Origin of the sequence: Mesorhizobium sp. CA5 (assembly GCF_020165105.1) — a bacterium.
Classification (GTDB): Bacteria; Pseudomonadota; Alphaproteobacteria; order Rhizobiales; family Rhizobiaceae; genus Mesorhizobium.
This window is the reverse complement of the sequence record NZ_JAIUHJ010000004.1, coordinates 95,492-114,015: the sequence shown is the minus strand read 5'-3', so window position 1 is coordinate 114,015 and position 18,524 is coordinate 95,492. Positions and strand designations below refer to the sequence as shown.

Here is an 18,524-nt window from a genome sequence, read left to right as displayed (position 1 = left end):
TGTCCAAAAGCCGCTGACGCGACCGGACACGGAACCTTGACCAGATGGCCGGCGGCGTCAACCTCCGGCGCCATAACAATCGCGTTCAGCTCTTCGCGGCGCCAACTCCGGCTTTGACAATTCCGGCCGGCCTGATATCATTTGCATACGAATGAATTTGACCGGTCCGGAGACCGGCAAGAAGACCTGAAGCGGCACTTCGGGAGGCCTGGGGAAGGCCTAAGGTCTGGGAAGGCGCAATTGTCTGGAAGGCAGAGCGTGATCCGTTACGCAAAACCCACCACGGTCGACGAAACGCTCGCTTTGCTTGGCGAGGACCGCTGGCGCATTCTCGCCGGCGGCACGGATTTCTATCCGGCGCAGGGCGCGAAACCCTTCCGCGACAACGTCCTCGACGTCAACGGTCTCGCCGAACTGCGCGGCATCGCCGAGACCGGGGAGTATTGGCGCGTCGGCGCGCGCACGACCTGGACCGACATCGTGCGCCACCCGTTGCCGGCCGCGTTCGATGCGTTGAAATCGGCCGCGCGCGAGGTCGGTTCGGTCCAAATCCAGAATGTCGCCTCGGTGGCCGGCAATCTCTGCAATGCCTCGCCGGCAGCGGATGGCGTGCCGGCGCTTTTGGCCCTCGATGCCGATGTCGAATTGCGCTCGGCGAAAGCCGTCCGCCATCTGGCCCTCGGTGACTTCATCCTTGGCAATCGCCGCACCGCGCTGCAGCCGGGCGAGATGGTCACCGCCATCCGCGTGCCGAAGCGTTCCGCTGCCGGCAGCTCGGCCTTCGTCAAGCTCGGCGCCCGGCGCTATCTCGTCATCTCGATCGCCATGGCGGCGGCGAGGCTGGTGGTCGAGAACGGCTTGATCGCAGAAGCGGCGATCGCCGTCGGCTCCTGCTCGGCGGTTGCCCGCCGCCTCGCCGGCGTCGAGGCGGCCCTGCGGGGGCGTCCGAGCGATGAGGCGCTTGCCGATGCGGTGCTGTCGGCGCCGTTCGATGAATTGTCGCCGATCGCCGATGTGCGCGGCAGCGCCGAGTACCGAGAGCAGGCGGCGCGCGAGATCGTCGTCCGTGCCGTGCGCGCGGCGGTCGGGCTTGATCAAGGCAAGGTGGCCGCATGAGCATGGTCCAATCCGGCATGGCCCGGTCCAGTATGGACCGCTCCGAGATCGCCTTCGAGGTCAACGGCGCTGCCGTCAGCGTGTCGGTGCCGCCGGTCAGGCGGCTGTCGCAGGTGTTGCGCGACGAGTTGCGGCTGACCGGCACCAAGGTCGGCTGCGATGCCGGCGATTGCGGCGCCTGCACGGTGCTGGTCGACGGCAATCCGGTCTGCGCCTGCCTGATGGCGGTGGCCTCCGTAGCCGGCGCCTCCGTCGCCACTGTCGAGGGCCTCGCCGATGGCCGGCTGTCCGCCTTGCAGGCCTCCTTCCTCGAACATGGCGCCGCGCAATGCGGCATCTGCACGCCCGGCCTGCTGGTCGCGGCCACCGCGCTGCTGGATCGCAACCCCAGGCCGAGCGAGGCCGAGACGCAGGATGCGCTGGGCGGCGTCCTTTGCCGCTGCACCGGCTACAGGAAAATCGTCGCGGCGGTGATGCAGGCCTCGCAGCACATGAACAGCGTGGATCTTCGCCTGCCGGAGGCCGGCCATGCCGTCGGTGCCTCGCCGATCCGGCTCGACGGCGTGCCGAAAGTCACAGGCGCCGAAAAATTCGGCGGCGATTCCTTCCCGTCCGACGCACTGGCGGTGCTTGTGGTGCGCTCGCCGCATTATCATGCCCGCTTCAGCTTCGGCGATCTCGATGCCTGGTCAAAAGCGCATCCCGGCATCGCAGGCGTCTTCACCGCCAAGGACATTCCGGGAAAGAATTGCTTCGGCGTCATCGGCCCCTTCGCCGACCAGCCGGCGCTGGCTGAGGGCTTTGCGCGCCTGCGCGGCGAGGCCGTGGCGCTCGTCGCCGGCGAGCGCGAGGCGATCCTCGATCTCGACCTGATGGACTTTCCCATCACCTGGACCGAGCTGCCGCATGTGCTGCAGCCGCGCGAGGCGAAAGCTGACGGCGCAGCACTGATCCATCCGCACCGCCCGGCCAATCTGCTCACCTCCGGCCATGTCGAGCGCGGCGATCCGGAAGGAGCGTTCGCCAGCGCGGCCGCCACCGTCTCCGGCACTATCGAGACGTCCTTTGTCGAGCACGCCTATATCGAGCCGGAAGCCGGTTACGCCTATATGGATGGCGACACGCTGGTTGTCGTCGCCTGCACCCAGGCGCCCTATATGGACCGCGACGACACGGCGAAAGTGCTGGGCCTTCCTGTGGAGAAGGTGCGCATCGTGCCGACGGCGACAGGCGGCGGCTTCGGCTCGAAGCTCGATGTCTCGCTGCAGCCTCTCATTGGCCTCGTGGCGATGAAGACCGGGCGGCCGGCGGCACTTGCCTACACGCGCAACGAGTCGATGATGTCGACCACCAAGCGCCATCCGGCCGAGATGAAGGCGACGATCGGCGCCGATGCCGAGGGTCGGGTTACCGGCATGGTCTTCGAGGGCGATTTCAACACCGGCGCCTATGCCAGCTGGGGCCCGACGGTCGCCAACCGCGTGCCGGTGCACGCCTCCGGTCCTTACTTCACGCCGAACTACCGTGCGACGGGCTACGCCATCCACACCAATGGCCCGATCGCCGGCGCCTTCCGCGGCTTCGGTGTGCCGCAAGCTACCATCATGCAGGAGACGCTCTATGACGAGCTCGCCGCCAAGCTCGGCATGGATCGTCTCGATTTCCGGCTTAAAAACTGCCTTCGTAACGGACACGAAACGGTCACCGGCCAGCGCCTGGAATCAGGTGTCGGGATCGGCGAATGCCTGGAACAGCTCAAGCCGCACTGGGCGCGTGCGCTGGCGGACGCGGAGGCGTTTAATGCCACCCATACGGCAAGCAAGCGCGGCGTCGGCATCGCCTCCTGCTGGTATGGCTGCGGCAACACTTCGTTGCCCAATCCGTCCACCATCAAGGTCGGCATCTCGGCCTCCGGCGACGTCGTCCTGCACCAGGGCGCGGTCGATATCGGCCAGGGCTCCAACACGGTCATCGCCCAGATCTGCGCCGACGCGCTCGGCCTGCCGCTGGACAAGTTCAAGCTGAAGAGCGCCGATACCGCCATCACGCCCGATGCCGGCAAGACCTCTGCCTCGCGGCAGACTTTTGTCACCGGCAAGGCCGCCGAGAAGGCCGGCCAGGCGCTGCGTGAGAAAATCCTGCGGTTTGCCAATGTCTCCGGTCAGGCGACGATCGCGCTCGACGGCGACAGCATCTCCATCCGGGAGGGCGATGCCGCGCGGCGCATCGATCTCGCGACGCTCAAGGTCGATGCCGACGGCTTCGTCTTCCTCGCGGAAGAAACTTACGACCCGCCGACGCTGCCGCTCGATGCCAAGGGCCAGGGCAAGCCTTACGCGGTCTACGGCTATGGCGCGCAGATCGCCGAGCTCGAGGTCGATCTCAAGCTTGGCACCGTGAAGTTGATCAAGATCACCGCGGCGCATGATGTCGGCAAGGCGATCAACCCGGTCCTGGTCGAAGGCCAGATCGAAGGCGGCATCGCGCAAGGCATCGGCATGGCGCTGATGGAGGAATATATCCCCGGCCGCACCGAGAACCTGCACGACTACCTCATCCCGACCATCGGCGACGTGCCGCCCATCGAACATATATTGGTCGAGGTTCCGGATCCGGAAGGACCGTTCGGCGCCAAAGGGTTGGGCGAGCATGTGCTGATCCCGACCGCGCCGGCGATCCTCAATGCCATTCGCCATGCCACAGGCGTCCTGGTCACCAAGGTGCCGGCGACGCCGAGCCGCATCCTGGCGGCGATCCGCGAGAAGGAGGCGCGCCGATGAGCGAGCTTGCCGAACGTTTCGAAACCCACGATCCCGGTGAGAAGCAGGTGGCGGAAAAGATCCGCTGCGATGCCTGCCCGGTCATGTGCTACATCGCCGACGGCCGCACCGGCGCCTGCGACCGCTACGGCAATGTCGGCGGCCGCATCGTGCGCATGGACCCGCTGACCATCCTCGACCACGCGGCCGAGGCCGGCGGCGCGGTCGTGCCGTTCATTGCCGAGGGCGAGGAGTGGCGCGGCGAGCTGGTCAACACCGGCCGCCGCTTCGTCACCGCGATCGGCGCCGGCACCACCTATCCGGACTATAAGCCCGCGCCTTTCATCGTCAGCCAGGAGGTCGAAGGCGTCGATCTCGTCACCGTCGTCACCGAAGGCATCTTCTCCTATTGCGGCGTCAAGGTGAAGATCGACACCGACCGCCACATCGGCGACGAGACGGCGACCGTGCGCGCGCAAGGCGAGGCGATCGGCCATGTCACGACGGGTGAATACGGCTCGCAGATGCTTTCGCTCGGCGGCGTCCATCATTTGACCGGCGGCTCGAAAGCGGAGGGACGTGCCACCTGCGACGCGCTGCTCAATCTCTGCAACCGCAAGCCCGTCGAGCTCACCATCGACGGCGGCGCGACGGTCATCGTCGAAGCCGGCAAGGCGCCGGTCATCGACGGCAAGGTCGAGCATCGCATGCGCGTCGGCTGCGGCTCGGCCACCATCGGCATGTTCGCCACGCAATGGCGCGGCCTCGTCGACGAGGTGGTGGTGGTGGACGACCACATCACCGGCGTCGTTTCCGAGCACCAGGCCGGCAAGGTGCTGGGCTGGGAGGATACGGGGATAAAGATCATCGGCCGCCGTTCGACCCCCGGCCGCTATTTCAAGGTGTCCGAGCCCGGCCTCGGCTGGGGTGGCACCACGATCTCCGATCCGCTGTCGATCCTCGGCGATTGGAACGCCAAGAAGGGCGCGCGTCCCGGCCTGTCGCTGCTGATGGTCTCGACCACCGGCGAGCAGTTCGCCTATTACGAGCTCGACGACCAGCTGAAGCCGGTCCAGAAGCCATTTCCCGAGCGGCTGCAAAAGTCCGTCGGCCTGATCGAGGACAATTGCGAGCCGGCGCTGTGCACGGTTCTGTTCATCGGCGGCGCCGGCGGCTCGCTGCGCGCCGGCGTCACCGAAAACCCGGTCAACCTCACCCGCTCGGTGCAAGGGTTGAAGACCTATGTGACCGTGGGGGGCGCGCCGGTCTATGTCTGGCCGGGCGGCGGCATCACGCTGATGGTCGACGTCACCCGCGTGCCGGAAGGCGCCTTCGGCTATGTGCCGACGCCGGCGCTGGTGGCGCCGATCGAGTTCACCATGCGCCGCGACGACTATGTCCGGCTCGGCGGCTATGAGAACGAGATCCGCAGCATCGAGGACATCCTCGCCAAGGGCGGCGAATATCTCAACCCACGCCGCGGCACGGGCGCGCCGGCCGATAACCCCTGGCCGCCGTTGGCGCAACTGCGCCGCGCCGTGGCGAACGGGGCCGGCTGATGAACGGCCCGCAGGCGCATTGGCTTGCCGACGGCAGGCGGCTCCATCTCAACCATGGGCCGATCGATCTGATCGTCGAGGCCTTTGGGGAAGCGGATGAATGCCGCGCCGCTTACGAACAGGCGGTCGCACGCTTTCAGACGATCCTGATCGAGGTGGTCGAAGAGCTGCCCGAATTGCGCCTGCCGGCCTTCTTCCTGGCGCCGCGCGACTTCGCAGGCCCGACCGCGCGCCGCATGGAGGCTGCCGTCATGCCGTTGGCAGAATGCTTCATCACGCCGATGGCTGCCGTTGCCGGTTCGGTAGCCGACGAAATTCTCAGCTCAATGCTCGCCGGCCGCCGGCTCGATCGCGCCTACGTCAACAATGGCGGCGACTGCGCTCTCCATCTTGGCATCGGCCAGACGATGACAGTGGCGATCGCCGGCACCGGGAATGGCATGGCCGACCGCGTCGCCATTCGCGGTGAAGACGGCGTGCGCGGCGTCGCCACCAGTGGCTGGCGCGGGCGGTCGTTTTCATTGGGCATAGCCGATGCCGTCACGGTGCTGGCGCCGACGGGCGCCGAGGCCGACGCGGCGGCGACGCTGATTGCCAACGCCGTCGATCTGCCCGGACATCCCGCCATTGCACGCGCCGCCGCGCGCGATCTGGCGCCGGACAGCGATCTCGGTGAGATGCTGGTGACGCAAAGCGTCGGCCCGCTTGACGCCGCCGAAATTGCGCGCGCGCTGGACAACGGCCTTGCCGTCGCCGAAGATTTTCGCCGGCGCGGCCTGGTCGCCGCCTCGGCGCTGTTTCTGGCGGGCGAGGCCCGCATCAGTGGCTCGGTGACGCTCGCTGCGCCCAATAAACATAAAGCGAAGGAAACTGCCCATGCCTGACTTTCCGATCCGCAAGGTCGCGGTCTTGACCGAGGAGATTTTTCACGACGGCGGACCGGTGGTGAAAGAACCCCGCCTGCGCGCGGCGGCTCTTGCCGTGGTCAAGAACCCCTTCGCCGGCCGCTATGTCGAGGATTTGCAGGGCGCGATGGAGGACCTGAAGCCGCTCGGGCTTCTGCTCTCGGACAGGCTGATCGCGGCGCTCGGCGGCGATGTGAAAAAGATCGACGGCTACGGCAAGGGCGCCATCGTCGGCACGGCAGGGGAGCTGGAGCATGGGGCGCTGTGGCATGTCCCTGGCGGCTATGCCATGCGCGAGCGCCTCGGCGACGCCAAGGCGATCGTGCCCTCGGCCAAGAAGGTCGGCGCCTTCGGCGCGCGGCTCGATGTGCCGCTCGGCCACATCAACGCCGCCTATGTGCGCAGCCATTTCGACGCCATGGAGGTCGGCATCAGCGACGGCCCGCGTCCGGACGAGATACTGTTCTGCCTCGCCATGACCTGCGGCCCGCGTGTCCACAACCGCATGGGCGGCCTGGCTGCCGAGGACATCAAGGCATGGGACGGCCTGAGATGAGCGCCGAGGACAATCTGCTGCGGCTGGTCGAAGCCGAAGACGGCGACGAGAACAACTACCACCTGCAGGACCAGGTCGGCTTCATCCTGCGCAAGGCGCACCAGCGCCATGTTTCGATCTTCGCCTCGCATATCGGCGACCTGACGCCGCCGCAATTTGCCGCTTTGGCCAAGCTTTACGACATCGGCGAAACCTCGCAGAACCAGTTGGGAACGCTGATAGCCATGGACGCCGCGACCGTGAAGGGTGTCATCGACCGGCTGAAGGCGCGCGGGCTGGTCGAAGTTTCCAAGCACGAGGTCGACAAAAGGCGGCTGCTGGTCAATCTGACGCCGGAAGGCCGCGAGGCGATCGAGCGGCTGATCCCGCTCGCGCGCGCCATCACCGAGGAGACGTTGGCGCCGCTGACGGCCAAGGAGGCCGCGACATTCCTGCGGCTGCTGGCGAAGCTGGCTTGAAGGGTTGCTTTCGAGAGGGTGACACCTTTAGACGCTGGAGGGACAGCACCCCCCTCTGCCCTGCCGGGCATCTCCCCCGCAAGGGGGGAGATTAGCAGTTCGGACGCTGGTGCTCGTCCTGCAGCGTTGGCGATGGCGAAAGCCAAGGTGACGGCTGATCTCCCCCCTTGCGGGGGAGATGCCCGGCAGGGCAGAGGGGGGTTGGCGGGAACTCGACGCGGGCGATTGGCCACGCCCGTCCGCCTACACGTCCACCCCGAACATCTCCCTGGCCTGCTCAGCCGTATAGTACCCGAGCCTGACATCCTCGGCGACCTGCTTCGGGTCGCGCTCGCGCGGATCGCCGTAACCGCCGCCGCCGGGCGTGCCGACACGCACGCGGTCGCCGGCTTTCAGCGCGATGTCCTGTTCCTTGGAAAGATGCGGCGGCACATGCGCTTCGCCGCCCCGGAACACGGTGACGCTGTTCGGCGCGCCGTCCCTGCCGCCGAGCGCGCCTTGCGGCCCGAAGCGGCCGTGATCCATGACGAATGATGCGCGCGCTTCACCGCGCAATAGCTCGACTTCATAGGCGAGCCCGAAGCCGCCACGATGTTTTCCCGCGCCGCCGGAGCCTTCGCGCAGCGCGTAATGCCGGTAGAGCACCGGAAACGCCTGCTCCATGATCTCGACCGGCGGCGATTTCGAAATGCCGATGGTCGAGCAGCCATTGCTCAACCCGTCATGGCCGGCATTGCCGCCATAACCGCCGCCCGAGATCTGGTACATGACATAGTCGCGCCCGCGCGCCGGATCGTTGCCGCCGAGCGCGAAATTGCCGCTGGAGCCGGCGGGCGCCGCCGTCACCTTTTCCGGCAGCGCCTGCACCATCGCGGCGAATACGGCTTCGGCGATGCGCTGCGAAACCTCCGCCGCGCAGCCCGAGACCGGGCGCGGATATTTGGCGTCGAGGAACGTGCCTTCCGGCCGCTTGACGTTTAGCGGTTCGAAGGCGCCGGCGCTGATCGGCACCTCCGGAAAAATATGGCGCATCGCGAGATAGACCGACGACAAGGTCGTCGCCAGCACGCTGTTCATCGGCCCGGCGCAGGGTTTCGACGAGCCGGCGAAATCGAAGGTCAGCGTGTCGCCCTTTTTCTCGACGGCGAGATTGATGGTCAGCGGCTCATTCACCACGCCGTCGGAATCGACAAAGGCCTGCGAGCGGTAGATTCCGTCAGGGATCACGGCGATCGAGGCGCGCATCTGCTCGGCGGCGCGGCGGCGCAATTCGGCAATGGCCTCGACGACGGTTTCATCTCCGTAACGATCCAGGATTTCGTTGAGCCTGTCCTGGCCGATCAGCAACGCGGCGGCCTGCGCGCGGATGTCGCCGATGCGCTGGTCGGCGACCCGGATGTTGGAACAGATGACGGCGTAGATTTCCGGATCGAGCGTGCCCTTCTTGAACAGTTTTACCGGCGGCAGGCGCAGGCCTTCCTGTTCGACCGCTGTGGCCGAAGCGGAGAAGCCGCCCGGCACCGAACCGCCTATATCCGGCCAGTGGCCGGTGTTGGAAAGCCAGCAGAAGATCTTGCCGCCGCGATAGACCGGCATGACGAAGCGCACATCCATCAGATGCGTGCCGCCGAGATAGGGGTCGTTGACGATGTAGATGTCGCCGGGCTCGGGTGCCAGGCAACGGCCGTCGGCGATCATCTCGATCACCGTCCTGGTCGAGTATTGCATGACACCGACGAAGACCGGCAGGCCCTGGCTGCCCTGCGCGATCAGCGAGCCGTCGACGGCCGAATAGATGCCGTCCGAACGGTCATTGGCTTCCGCGATGACCGGCGAGAAGGCCGCGCGCGAGAAGGTCAGGTCCATCTCGTCGCAGACCTGCTGCAGCGCGGCCTGCAGCACCGAAAGCGTGATCGTGTCGAGCTTTGCCATCTCAGGCCTCGCCGATGTCGATGATGATGTTGCCGTCCGCATCCGAGCGCGCCCGGTCGCCGGGTTCGAGCACGGTGGTGGCATCCATCTGCTCGAGGATCGCCGGCCCGACAATTGTTGCGTCGAGCGGCAGCTTTTCGCGCGCATAGACCGGCGTGTCATGCCAGCGCCCGTTGTACCAGACCGGCCGGATCTCGCGCCGCGCCTCTATTAGCGTTGCCGCGCGTCCCGCCGGGTCGATCAGCTGCGACAGGTCTATCTGCGGCCGCACGCCGGTAACCGATGTGTTGAGGTTGACGAGGTTGGCACGGATCTCCGGCAACTCGACCTTGAAGCGGGCGAAATAGGCTTTTTCGAACAGAAGCTGCAGTGTTTCTCGTGAAACCGACGAGGAGGGCAGCGGCACGTTGATGATGTGCGTCTGGCCGACGAACTGCATGTCGGCCGAATGCGCGACACGGATTTCGTCCGGCTTCACCGCTTCCTTGGCGATCAGCGCTTCGCCCTCGTTACGGTGCCGTTCCAACACCTCGCGAAGCCTAGCTTCGTCGAGGCCGCCGACCGGCTGGTTGATTGTGTTGACGAAGTCGTGCCGCAGATCGGCCACAACGCAGCCGAGCGCATTGGTGATGCCCGGGCGCGCCGGCACGAGCACTCTCGGCAGGCCGAGCTCGCGTGCGAGCGCCGTCGCGTGCAGCGGTCCGGCGCCGCCGAAGGCGAACAGCGCGAAATCGCGCGGATCGTGGCCGCGCGAGACCGAGACCATGCGGATGGCGCCTGCCATCTTCATGTTGCCGAGCCTCAAGACGGCACCCGCCGCTTCGACGCCGGAGAGCCCTGTGCGCTTGCCGATCCGGTCTTCGAAAATCCCGGTGACGCGCTCGACGGTGACGGGATTGTCGACGGCGAGCAATTTCTTCGGCGCCAGGCGGCCGAGCACCAGATTGGCGTCGGTGATGGTCGGCTCGATGCCGCCGCGCCCGTAGCAGATCGGGCCGGGATTTGCGCCGGCGCTTTCCGGGCCGATCTGGATCAGCCCGGCCGCATCGACGCGCGCGATCGAGCCGCCGCCGGCGCCCACCGTGTGCACCGCCACCATCGGCACATGGATCGGCATCGCATATTCGATCTCGATCTCGTTGGAGACGGCGGGTTCGGCGTTGCGGATCAGCGCCACGTCGGTCGAGGTGCCGCCCATGTCGTAGGTGACGAGATTGCCGAAGCCGGCGCGTTTTCCCGTATAGGCGGCGGCGATAACGCCGGAGGCCGGGCCGGACATCACGGTCTTGGCCGATTCCTGCGTGACGAAGCGGGCCGAGATCATGCCGCCATTGCCGTTCATGATCAGGAAGTCGCGGGCGTAGCCCTTTGCCGCCAGCTCCTTGCGCAGCCGCTCGACATAGCGTTCGAGGATCGGCTGAACCGAGGCGTTGACTGCCGCGGTGACGCCGCGTTCGAACTCGCGCGCTTCCGAAAGCAGCGCATGACCGGTGGTGATGTGGCCGTTCGGCCAGAGCTCCGCCGCGATCTCTGCCGCACGCCGCTCATGCGACGGGTTGGCGTAGGAGTGCAGGAAATGGATGACCAGCGACTCGCAGCCGGCGTCGAGCAGCGCCTTCACCGCATCGCGCATCTCGGCTTCGTCGAGTTCAATGCGCACGGCGCCCGACGCCTCGACCCGCTCCGACACTTCCAGCCGAAGGTCGCGGGGAATGACGGGGACAAAAGTGCCCGTCATTCCATAGGCCTGCGGCCTTGTGCGGCGCCCAAGCTCAATCACGTCGCGAAAGCCTCGGGTGGTGATCATGCCGGTCCGCGCCAGGCGACGTTCCAGCACGGCGTTGGTCGTAGTCGTCGTGCCATGCACGATGAGGTCGATACCGTCGATCGGAAAACCGGTGGCGCCAAGTGCCGCGACGACGCCGAAGGCCTGGTTTTCCACCGTGGTCGGTGTCTTTGCGATATGGACCTTGCCGCCCGCCTTGCCGTCGATCAAAAGCAGATCGGTGAAGGTTCCGCCGACATCGATGCCAGCCACGACGTTTCCCGCCGACGCCGAAAATTTCTCATTCATTGCCGAAACCCGAAATGCCAGGACTACGGATATGCCTCGGTTTGGAAAGGCGTTTTACGCCGCCATCTTGACCTGGAGATCATTTGTATACTAATAAATTCCGGACACAAGAGCTTACCGCTTGACAGTGTGCAGGGAGCACGCCGGAACCTGACCGTTCGGGCGCGCACGAGAAGGTTTGGCGCCAGAAGGTCCCGTCTGGGCCGGAAAGTTGGGTTGGAATGAACACGACATCCGCGTTGAACGTCGCCGGCGCAAAGCCGCTGCAGTTCCCGATCCCGGCCAATGTCTATGCCGAGACCGTGGTGTCGGTGAAGCATTATACCGACCGGTTGTTCTCCTTCCGCATCACCCGGCCGCAGTCGCTGCGCTTCCGCTCCGGCGAGTTCGTCATGATCGGCCTGCCCAATGCCGAGAAGCCGATCTTCCGCGCCTATTCGGTCGCGAGCCCCGCCTGGGACGACGAGCTTGAATTCTTCTCGATCAAGGTCCCGGACGGTCCGCTGACCTCCGAGCTGCAGAAGATTGAGGTCGGCGACACCGTCATCATGCGCCAGAAGTCGACCGGCACGCTGGTGCTCGACGCGCTGACGCCCGCCAAGCGCGTGATCATGATCTCGACCGGCACCGGCATCGCGCCCTTCGCCAGCCTGCTGCGAGACCCCGATACCTACGAGAAGTTCGACGAGGTCATCCTCACCCACACCTGCCGCGACAATGCCGAGCTCACCTATGGCCAGGAGCTGGTGGCCGGGCTCGAGAGCGACCCGCTGATCGGCGAGCTGACCGGCGGCCGCGTCACGCTCTACAATTCGACGACCCGCGAGGAATCGGCGCGCATGGGCCGCATCACCGCGCTGATCGGCTCGGGCAAGTTCTATTCCGACCTCGGCATCGACAAGCTCAATCCCGAGACGGACCGCATCATGATCTGCGGCTCGATGCACATGCTGAAGGACGTCAAGGAACTCGCCGAAAGCCTCGGCTTCCAGGAAGGCTCGCTCAGCCATCCGGCCAGCTTCGTCGTCGAGCGCGCCTTCGTCGGCTGAGACATATCGCGGTCCGCCTGCTCTGTTGGAGGCGTCTGAGATTAGCGACGGCATTCGCGCTTCGTCATTCTAGGGCGGAGCAAGGAGCGGAGCGACGCGCGCAGACCCTAGAATCCATGCAGTTACGCTAAGACGTTGCGGCGGTTACAGAATTCTGCACCGTTGCACTCTGCGGCAGAGGTCACGGCATGGATACTCGGGTCAAGCTCGAGTATGACGAAGGGATGGGCATTTCGGCCAATCTCCAACGCATGGAGCGCCTACCCAGCATGATGTTTTGACCATACGGTCAAAAATCTGCTGCCTGAGCGGGCTTTTTGCGCTATGACCCTTTGAAAGACTCGTGAAGCATCGCTTCACGGGCTATCTTCGTTCGTGCCACCCAATGACACCGACGAAGGCATAAAAGCGCAAAGGCGCTGAGTGAAAGGGCAGGAGATGAGCACGATCCGCGAGGCCGGCGCAGGCGCGCCCAAGGTGATGCCGCTGCCGGCGCGCGCCGCCGCCAACACGCCGCTGCCGCTGGAACACGGCATCGCCCGCAACCCCGGCATGAAGCTTGATCTCGGCTTTCTGGAATCGGTGCGCAGCGTCAACCGCTCGGCGCTGGAGCGTCGCGTCGCGACGCTCACCAAGCGGCGCTCGATCAAGGCCGACAACCAGGCCGCTTGGCTCCTGCGCGCCATCGCCTGCATGGACCTCACCACGCTGAACTCCAACGACACCGACGAGCGCGTGCGCCGGCTTTGCGCCAAGGCGATCAGTCCCCTGCGTCGCGATATCGTCGAGGGCCTCGGCATATCGAGCGAGGCGATCCGTCCGGCGGCGGTCTGCGTCTACCATCCCTTCGTCGCCACCGCGGTCGACGCCGTGCGCGGCACCGGCATCCATGTCGCCGCCGTCTCGACTGCTTTCCCGCACGGCCTTGCGCCGCTCTCCACGCGCCTGCAGGAGATCGAAGCATCGGTGAAGGACGGCGCCGACGAGATCGACGTCGTCATTCCGCGCGGCCTGGTCTATGGCGCCAAATGGCGCGAGCTGTTCAACGAGATCGTCGCCATGCGCGCCGCCTGCGGCGATGCGCATCTCAAGGTCATTCTTGGCACCGGCGACCTTGCCACGCTGCGCAACGTCATGCTGGCGTCGATGGTGGCGATGATGGCGGGCGCCGATTTCATCAAGACGTCGACCGGCAAGGAAAGCGTCAACGCCACGCTTCCTGTCGGGCTTGCCATGGTGCGCGCCATCCGCGCCTATTTTGAGGAGACCGGCTATCTCATCGGCTTCAAGCCGGCCGGCGGCATTTCGACGGCAAAAGTCTCGCTCGACTGGCTGGTGCTGATGAAAGAGGAGCTCGGCCGTCCCTGGCTCGAGCCGGACCTGTTCCGCTTCGGCGCCTCCAGCCTACTCACCGACATCGAGCGCCAGCTCGAACATCATTTGACCGGCCACTATTCGGCCAACCATCGCCACGCAATGGCGTAGGCTACGAGTGCGCCCCATGAACATTCTCGAACGCTATCACGCCATGGAATACGGCCCGGCGCCGGAGGCCCGCAATGAGGCGGATGCCTGGCTCGCCGCACGCGATTTCTCCAAGGCGCTGTTCATCGACGGCGGCTGGAAGCCGGCGGCAAGCGGCAAGACTTTCGACACCAGCGAGCCGTCTTCCGGCAAGCTTCTGGCCGAGATCTCGGATGCCGGCGCCGCCGATATCGACGCGGCGGTCGCGGCGGCAGCAAAGGCGCTGCCAAAATGGTCGGCATCCTCGGGCTACGCCCGCGCGAAAGTGCTCTATGCCATCGGCCGCGCCATGCAGCGCCACCAGCGCCTGTTCGCGGTGCTGGAATCGATCGACAACGGCAAGCCGATCCGCGAAAGCCGCGACATCGACGTGCCGCTGGCGATCCGCCACTTCATCCATCATGCCGGCTGGGCGCAGACGCTGGACAAGGACTTTCCCGACCATAAGCCGGTCGGCGTCGTCGGCCAGGTCATCCCGTGGAATTTCCCGCTGCTGATGCTGGCCTGGAAGATCGCGCCGGCCTTGGCCGCAGGCTGCACGGTGGTGCTGAAGCCGGCCGAATTCACGCCGCTCACCGCCATATTGTTCGCCGAGATCTGCGAGCGGGCCGGCGTGCCGAAGGGCGTCGTCAACATCGTCCAGGGCGGACCGGAGGCCGGTGCGGCCATCGTCAATCATCCCGGCGTCCAGAAGATCGCCTTCACCGGCTCTTCGGAAGTCGGCAAGATCATCCGCAAGGCCACCGCCGGGTCGGGCAAGAAGCTTTCACTGGAGCTTGGCGGCAAGTCGGCCTTCATCGTCTTCGAGGATGCCGATCTCGACAGCGCCGTCGAAGGTCTGGTCGACGGCATCTGGTTCAACCAGGGCCAGGTCTGCTGCGCCGGCTCGCGCTTGCTGGTGCAGGAAGGCGTTGCGGAGGCCTTCATCGCCAAGATCAAGGTCAGGATGAGCCGGCTGCGCGTCGGCAGCCCGCTCGACAAGAACACCGATATCGGCCCGCTGGTCGACCGCACCCAGCTCGACCGCGTCAAGGGCCTGATCGCGGAGGGCGCGAAACAAGGCGCCGTCTGCTGGCAGCCGGACGCCGCTTTGCCATCCTCCGGCTATTATCACTTGCCGACGCTGGCGACGGGTGTTTCGCCGGCTAATATTCTGGCGCAGGAAGAGGTCTTCGGCCCGGTTCTGGCGACGATGAGTTTCCGCAACACCGAGGAAGCGATCGAGCTTGCCAACAACACGCGCTACGGCCTTGCCGCGTCCGTTTGGAGTGAGAACATCAACCTTGCCTTGCATGTCGCGCCGCAATTGAAGGCGGGCGTGGTTTGGGTCAACGGCACCAACATGTTCGACGCCGCCTGCGGCTTCGGCGGCTATCGCGAAAGCGGCTTTGGCCGTGAAGGCGGCCGCGAAGGCATGTTCGAATATCTCGCCGCCAAGCTGCCGGTCGGCCCCGCCATCAAGCCGGCCGCGGCCGGCTCGGCCCAGCCGGTCGAGCAGGCCGACGGCTTGGCCATCGACCGCACGGCAAAACTGTTCATCGGCGGCAAGCAGGTGCGCCCGGATGGCAATTACTCGATCGCCATTGCCAGCGCCAAGGGCAAGCTGGCAGGCGAAGTCGGTCTCGGCAACCGCAAGGATATCCGCGACGCCGTCGCATCCGCGCGTGGCTGCAAGGCCTGGCCGGAGGCGACGGCCTTCAACCGCAGCCAGGTGCTTTATTACTTCGCCGAGAACCTGTCGGGCCGCGCCGACGAGTTTGCCGCGCGCCTTGTCCAACTCACCGGCGTCGGCGCCAAGGCCGCGCGCGAAGAGGTCGAGCAGTCGATCGAGCGGTTGTTCCTGTATGCCGGCCTCACCGACAAGTTCGAAGGCCGCGTGCACCAGCCGCCGGCCCGTGTCGTGACGCTCGCGCTGCATGAGCCGGTGGGCGTCGTCGGCATCGTCGCGCCGGATAACCAGCCGCTGCTCAACTTCATTTCGCTGGTCGCGCCGGCGCTTGCCATGGGCAACACCGTTGTTGCCGTCCCGTCGGAGCGCCACCCGCTGCTGGCCACCGACCTCTACCAGGTGATCGAATATTCCGACATTCCGGCCGGCGCGATCAACATCGTCACCGGCCGCGGCGCCGAGCTTGCCGGCGTGCTGGCCAAGCATGACGACGTCGACGGGCTCTGGGTCTTCGCCGATGCCGACACCTGCGCCAAGGCGGAGGCCGACTCCATCGGCAACCTCAAGCGCGTCTGGACCGGCAATGGTCGTAGCCTCGACTGGGCCTCGGGGGAGGCGGCAGGCGAGGTCTTCCTGCGCCGCGCCATCGAGGTCAAGAATGTCTGGGTGCCTTACGGCGATTGATCGCTTACGAAGCGCGGCGTGCCCGAATGGTCCAGGACAGCGGAACTTGTTGCCCGGTTGTCGTACAAGTCTTGCGCCGCGACAGACTATATGCATTAAAGCAGCTGCCGCGAAGGTGATCGCGTTCGGGCTTGACGCCCGGATGGGTGTTCTTTAACGAGAAAAAACATCTTGTCCGTGGCGGAGGGCGCGGGTCGGCAAGGATTCTGGCCGGCCGCCGGCCATCCGCTCAATGCATGTCGCCCAAAAGTGCGCAGCGGTTTTGGGAGAACGACATGCATCAAAACAAAAAACTTAAAGCGCGTTGCATGAATTCGTTTCAACGCGACACGCTTTAAGTCCAAAGCGTGAGGAGAACAGCATGGCGGATCTTGCAGGCAAGGTCGTTGTTGTCACGGCCGCGGCCCAGGGCATCGGCAAGGCGAGCGCGCTGGCTTTCGCCAAGGCAGGCGCCACCGTCCATGCCACCGACATCAACGACGCCTTGCTGGCCCAACTCGGCAAGACGCCTGGCATCAAGACCCGCAAGCTCGATGTGCTGAACGACGCTGCCGTCGCTTCTGCCTTCGCCGAGATCGGCCGCGTCGATGTGCTGTTCAACTGCGCCGGCTTCGTCCATGCCGGCTCCATCCTCGAGATGAAGGACGAGGATCTCGACTTCGCGCTTAACCTCAATGTCCGTTCGATGATCCGCACCATCCGCGCCGTGCTGCCCGGCATGCTGGATCGTGGCGACGGCTCGATCATCAACATGGCGTCGCTGGCGAGTTCGCAGAAGGGCGTGCCGAACCGCTTCGTCTACGGCCTGACCAAGGCGGCCGTGGTCGGCCTGACCAAGGCGGTTGCCGCCGATTATGTCGCCAAGGGCATACGCTGCAACGCGATCTGCCCGGGCACGGTCGAAAGCCCGTCGCTGCAGGACCGCATGCATGCCCAGGGCGACTATGAGGCAGCGCGCGCGGCCTTCATCGCCCGCCAGCCCATGGGCAGGCTTGGCACGCCGGAGGAGATCGCCGATCTCGCCGTCTATCTTGCTGGCGCAACCTACACGTCGGGGCAGGCCTATAATATCGATGGCGGCTGGTCGATCTGACGAGAGGCTCGGATATCGGTGGGGCGGTCGGATCGAAACGTCTGAAAATCTCGACGATTTGGTCGGCATAGCAGCGAGGCTTGCTTGCCGTGGACGGGGTCGGCAACTACGGTCCGCTGGCTTTGATGGGAATTTGCAAAACCGGCCCTTGGCCGCAAGGTGGAGAACGTTGAGATGAAGTTGTTGCGCTATGGCGAAGCTGGCTGCGAAAAGCCCGGCCTGCTCGATGCGGATGGGACGATCCGCGACCTTTCGGCTCATGTCGCCGACATCGCCGGCACGGCGCTCCATCCGGCCTCGCTGGAGATGCTTTCGAAGCTCGATCCGAAGTCGCTGCCGGTGGTTCCCGGCAAGCCGCGCCTGGGCGCCTGCGTCGCCGGCACCGGCAAGTTCATCTGCATCGGCCTGAACTATTCCGATCACGCCGCCGAGACCGGCGCCACCGTGCCGCCGGAGCCGATCATCTTCATGAAGGCAAGCTCGGCGATCGTCGGGCCCGATGACGACGTGCTGATCCCGCGCGGCTCGGTCAAGACCGACTGGGAAGTCGAGCTCGGCGTGATCATCGGCAAGACGGCGAAGTATGTCTCGGAGGACGACGCGCTGGATTATATTGCCGGCTACTGCGTCGCGCATGACGTCTCCGAGCGTGCCTTCCAGGCCGAGCGCCAGGGCCAGTGGACCAAGGGCAAGTCGTGCGACACCTTCGGCCCGACCGGCCCCTGGCTAGTCACCAAGGACGAGGTCGCCGACCCGCAGAACCTGAAGATGTGGCTGACCGTCAACGGCAAGACAATGCAGAACGGCTCGACCAGGACCATGGTCTATGGCGTCAAGTATCTGGTCGCCTATCTCAGCCAATTCATGTCGCTGCATCCCGGCGACATCATCTCCACCGGCACCCCGCCCGGCGTCGGCCTCGGCATGAAGCCGCAGGTGTTCCTGAAGCCCGGCGACGTCGTAGAGCTCGGCATCGAAGGGCTCGGCCAGCAGAAGCAGACCTTCAAGGCGGACGAGTAACGCATATTTCCCCTTCTCCCCCTGTGGGAGAAGGTGGCCGCGAAGCGGCCGGATGAGGGGTGTTGGAAGGATCTCCGCGCTGCAGGATTAAGCGCGTGGAATTCTTCAATCTTTGAGGTCTTACTC

Annotated in this window: 13 protein-coding genes; 11 read left to right on the top strand and 2 right to left on the bottom strand. The window is 65.5% G+C overall.

All coding sequences use genetic code 11. The annotated features are described in order from the left end of the window. Positions 1-258 precede the first annotated feature (258 nt). The 6 genes from LB529_RS07155 to LB529_RS07130 are packed head-to-tail and all read left to right on the top strand — an operon-like array spanning position 259 to position 7,353. Complete coding sequence (locus LB529_RS07155) at positions 259-1,116, top strand: FAD binding domain-containing protein (protein WP_224710660.1); 858 nt, start codon at positions 259-261, stop codon at positions 1,114-1,116. Beyond that, the gene (locus LB529_RS07150; protein WP_224710659.1) at positions 1,113-3,896 is read left to right on the top strand and encodes a molybdopterin-dependent oxidoreductase; all 2,784 of its coding nucleotides are present in this window, start codon (positions 1,113-1,115) and stop codon (positions 3,894-3,896) included. The genes LB529_RS07155 and LB529_RS07150 overlap by 4 nt, the downstream gene beginning before the upstream one ends. Next, the gene (locus LB529_RS07145; RefSeq protein WP_224610106.1) at positions 3,893-5,434 is read left to right on the top strand and encodes a 6-hydroxynicotinate reductase; all 1,542 of its coding nucleotides are present in this window, start codon (positions 3,893-3,895) and stop codon (positions 5,432-5,434) included. Before LB529_RS07150 ends, LB529_RS07145 begins: the two co-directional genes overlap by 4 nt. Beyond that, positions 5,434-6,318, top strand: a complete 885-nt coding sequence (locus tag LB529_RS07140) for a UPF0280 family protein (protein ID WP_224710658.1) — start codon at positions 5,434-5,436, stop codon at positions 6,316-6,318. Before LB529_RS07145 ends, LB529_RS07140 begins: the two co-directional genes overlap by 1 nt. Then, positions 6,311-6,895 carry an amino acid synthesis family protein gene (locus LB529_RS07135; protein ID WP_224710657.1) on the top strand — a complete coding sequence of 195 codons (585 nt, stop codon included), beginning with the start codon at positions 6,311-6,313 and terminating at the stop codon, positions 6,893-6,895. Before LB529_RS07140 ends, LB529_RS07135 begins: the two co-directional genes overlap by 8 nt. Beyond that, positions 6,892-7,353 (top strand): MarR family winged helix-turn-helix transcriptional regulator, encoded by a 462-nt coding sequence (locus LB529_RS07130; RefSeq protein WP_224545399.1) that lies wholly within the window; start codon positions 6,892-6,894, stop codon positions 7,351-7,353. The genes LB529_RS07135 and LB529_RS07130 overlap by 4 nt, the downstream gene beginning before the upstream one ends. 243 nt (positions 7,354-7,596) lie before the next feature. On the opposite strand, the gene LB529_RS07125 is transcribed toward LB529_RS07130, so the two are convergent. Together LB529_RS07125 and LB529_RS07120 are read right to left on the bottom strand one after the other, a co-directional pair. After that, a complete protein-coding gene (locus LB529_RS07125) occupies positions 7,597-9,285 on the bottom strand; it encodes a hydantoinase B/oxoprolinase family protein (RefSeq protein WP_224710656.1) in 1,689 nt (562 codons plus the stop codon). 1 nt (position 9,286) lies between these two features. Then, the gene (locus LB529_RS07120; RefSeq protein ID WP_224710655.1) at positions 9,287-11,359 is read right to left on the bottom strand and encodes a hydantoinase/oxoprolinase family protein; all 2,073 of its coding nucleotides are present in this window, start codon (positions 11,357-11,359) and stop codon (positions 9,287-9,289) included. Positions 11,360-11,580: 221 nt separating this feature from the next. On the opposite strand from LB529_RS07120, the gene LB529_RS07115 reads away from it, so the two are divergent. From LB529_RS07115 to LB529_RS07095, 5 genes are all read left to right on the top strand, one after another. Beyond that, positions 11,581-12,408 (top strand): ferredoxin--NADP reductase, encoded by an 828-nt coding sequence (locus LB529_RS07115; RefSeq protein WP_224709228.1) that lies wholly within the window; start codon positions 11,581-11,583, stop codon positions 12,406-12,408. 438 nt (positions 12,409-12,846) lie between these two features. Next, positions 12,847-13,893, top strand: a complete 1,047-nt coding sequence (gene deoC, locus LB529_RS07110) for a deoxyribose-phosphate aldolase (RefSeq protein WP_224710654.1) — start codon at positions 12,847-12,849, stop codon at positions 13,891-13,893. Positions 13,894-13,909: 16 nt separating this feature from the next. Further along, a complete protein-coding gene (locus tag LB529_RS07105) occupies positions 13,910-16,285 on the top strand; it encodes an aldehyde dehydrogenase family protein (RefSeq protein WP_224710653.1) in 2,376 nt (791 codons plus the stop codon). A 361-nt stretch (positions 16,286-16,646) separates the two neighbouring features. Beyond that, the gene (locus tag LB529_RS07100) at positions 16,647-17,378 is read left to right on the top strand and encodes an SDR family oxidoreductase (RefSeq protein WP_224710652.1); all 732 of its coding nucleotides are present in this window, start codon (positions 16,647-16,649) and stop codon (positions 17,376-17,378) included. Positions 17,379-17,552: 174 nt separating this feature from the next. Beyond that, positions 17,553-18,398, top strand: a complete 846-nt coding sequence (locus LB529_RS07095) for a fumarylacetoacetate hydrolase family protein (protein WP_224710651.1) — start codon at positions 17,553-17,555, stop codon at positions 18,396-18,398. Positions 18,399-18,524 lie beyond the last annotated feature (126 nt).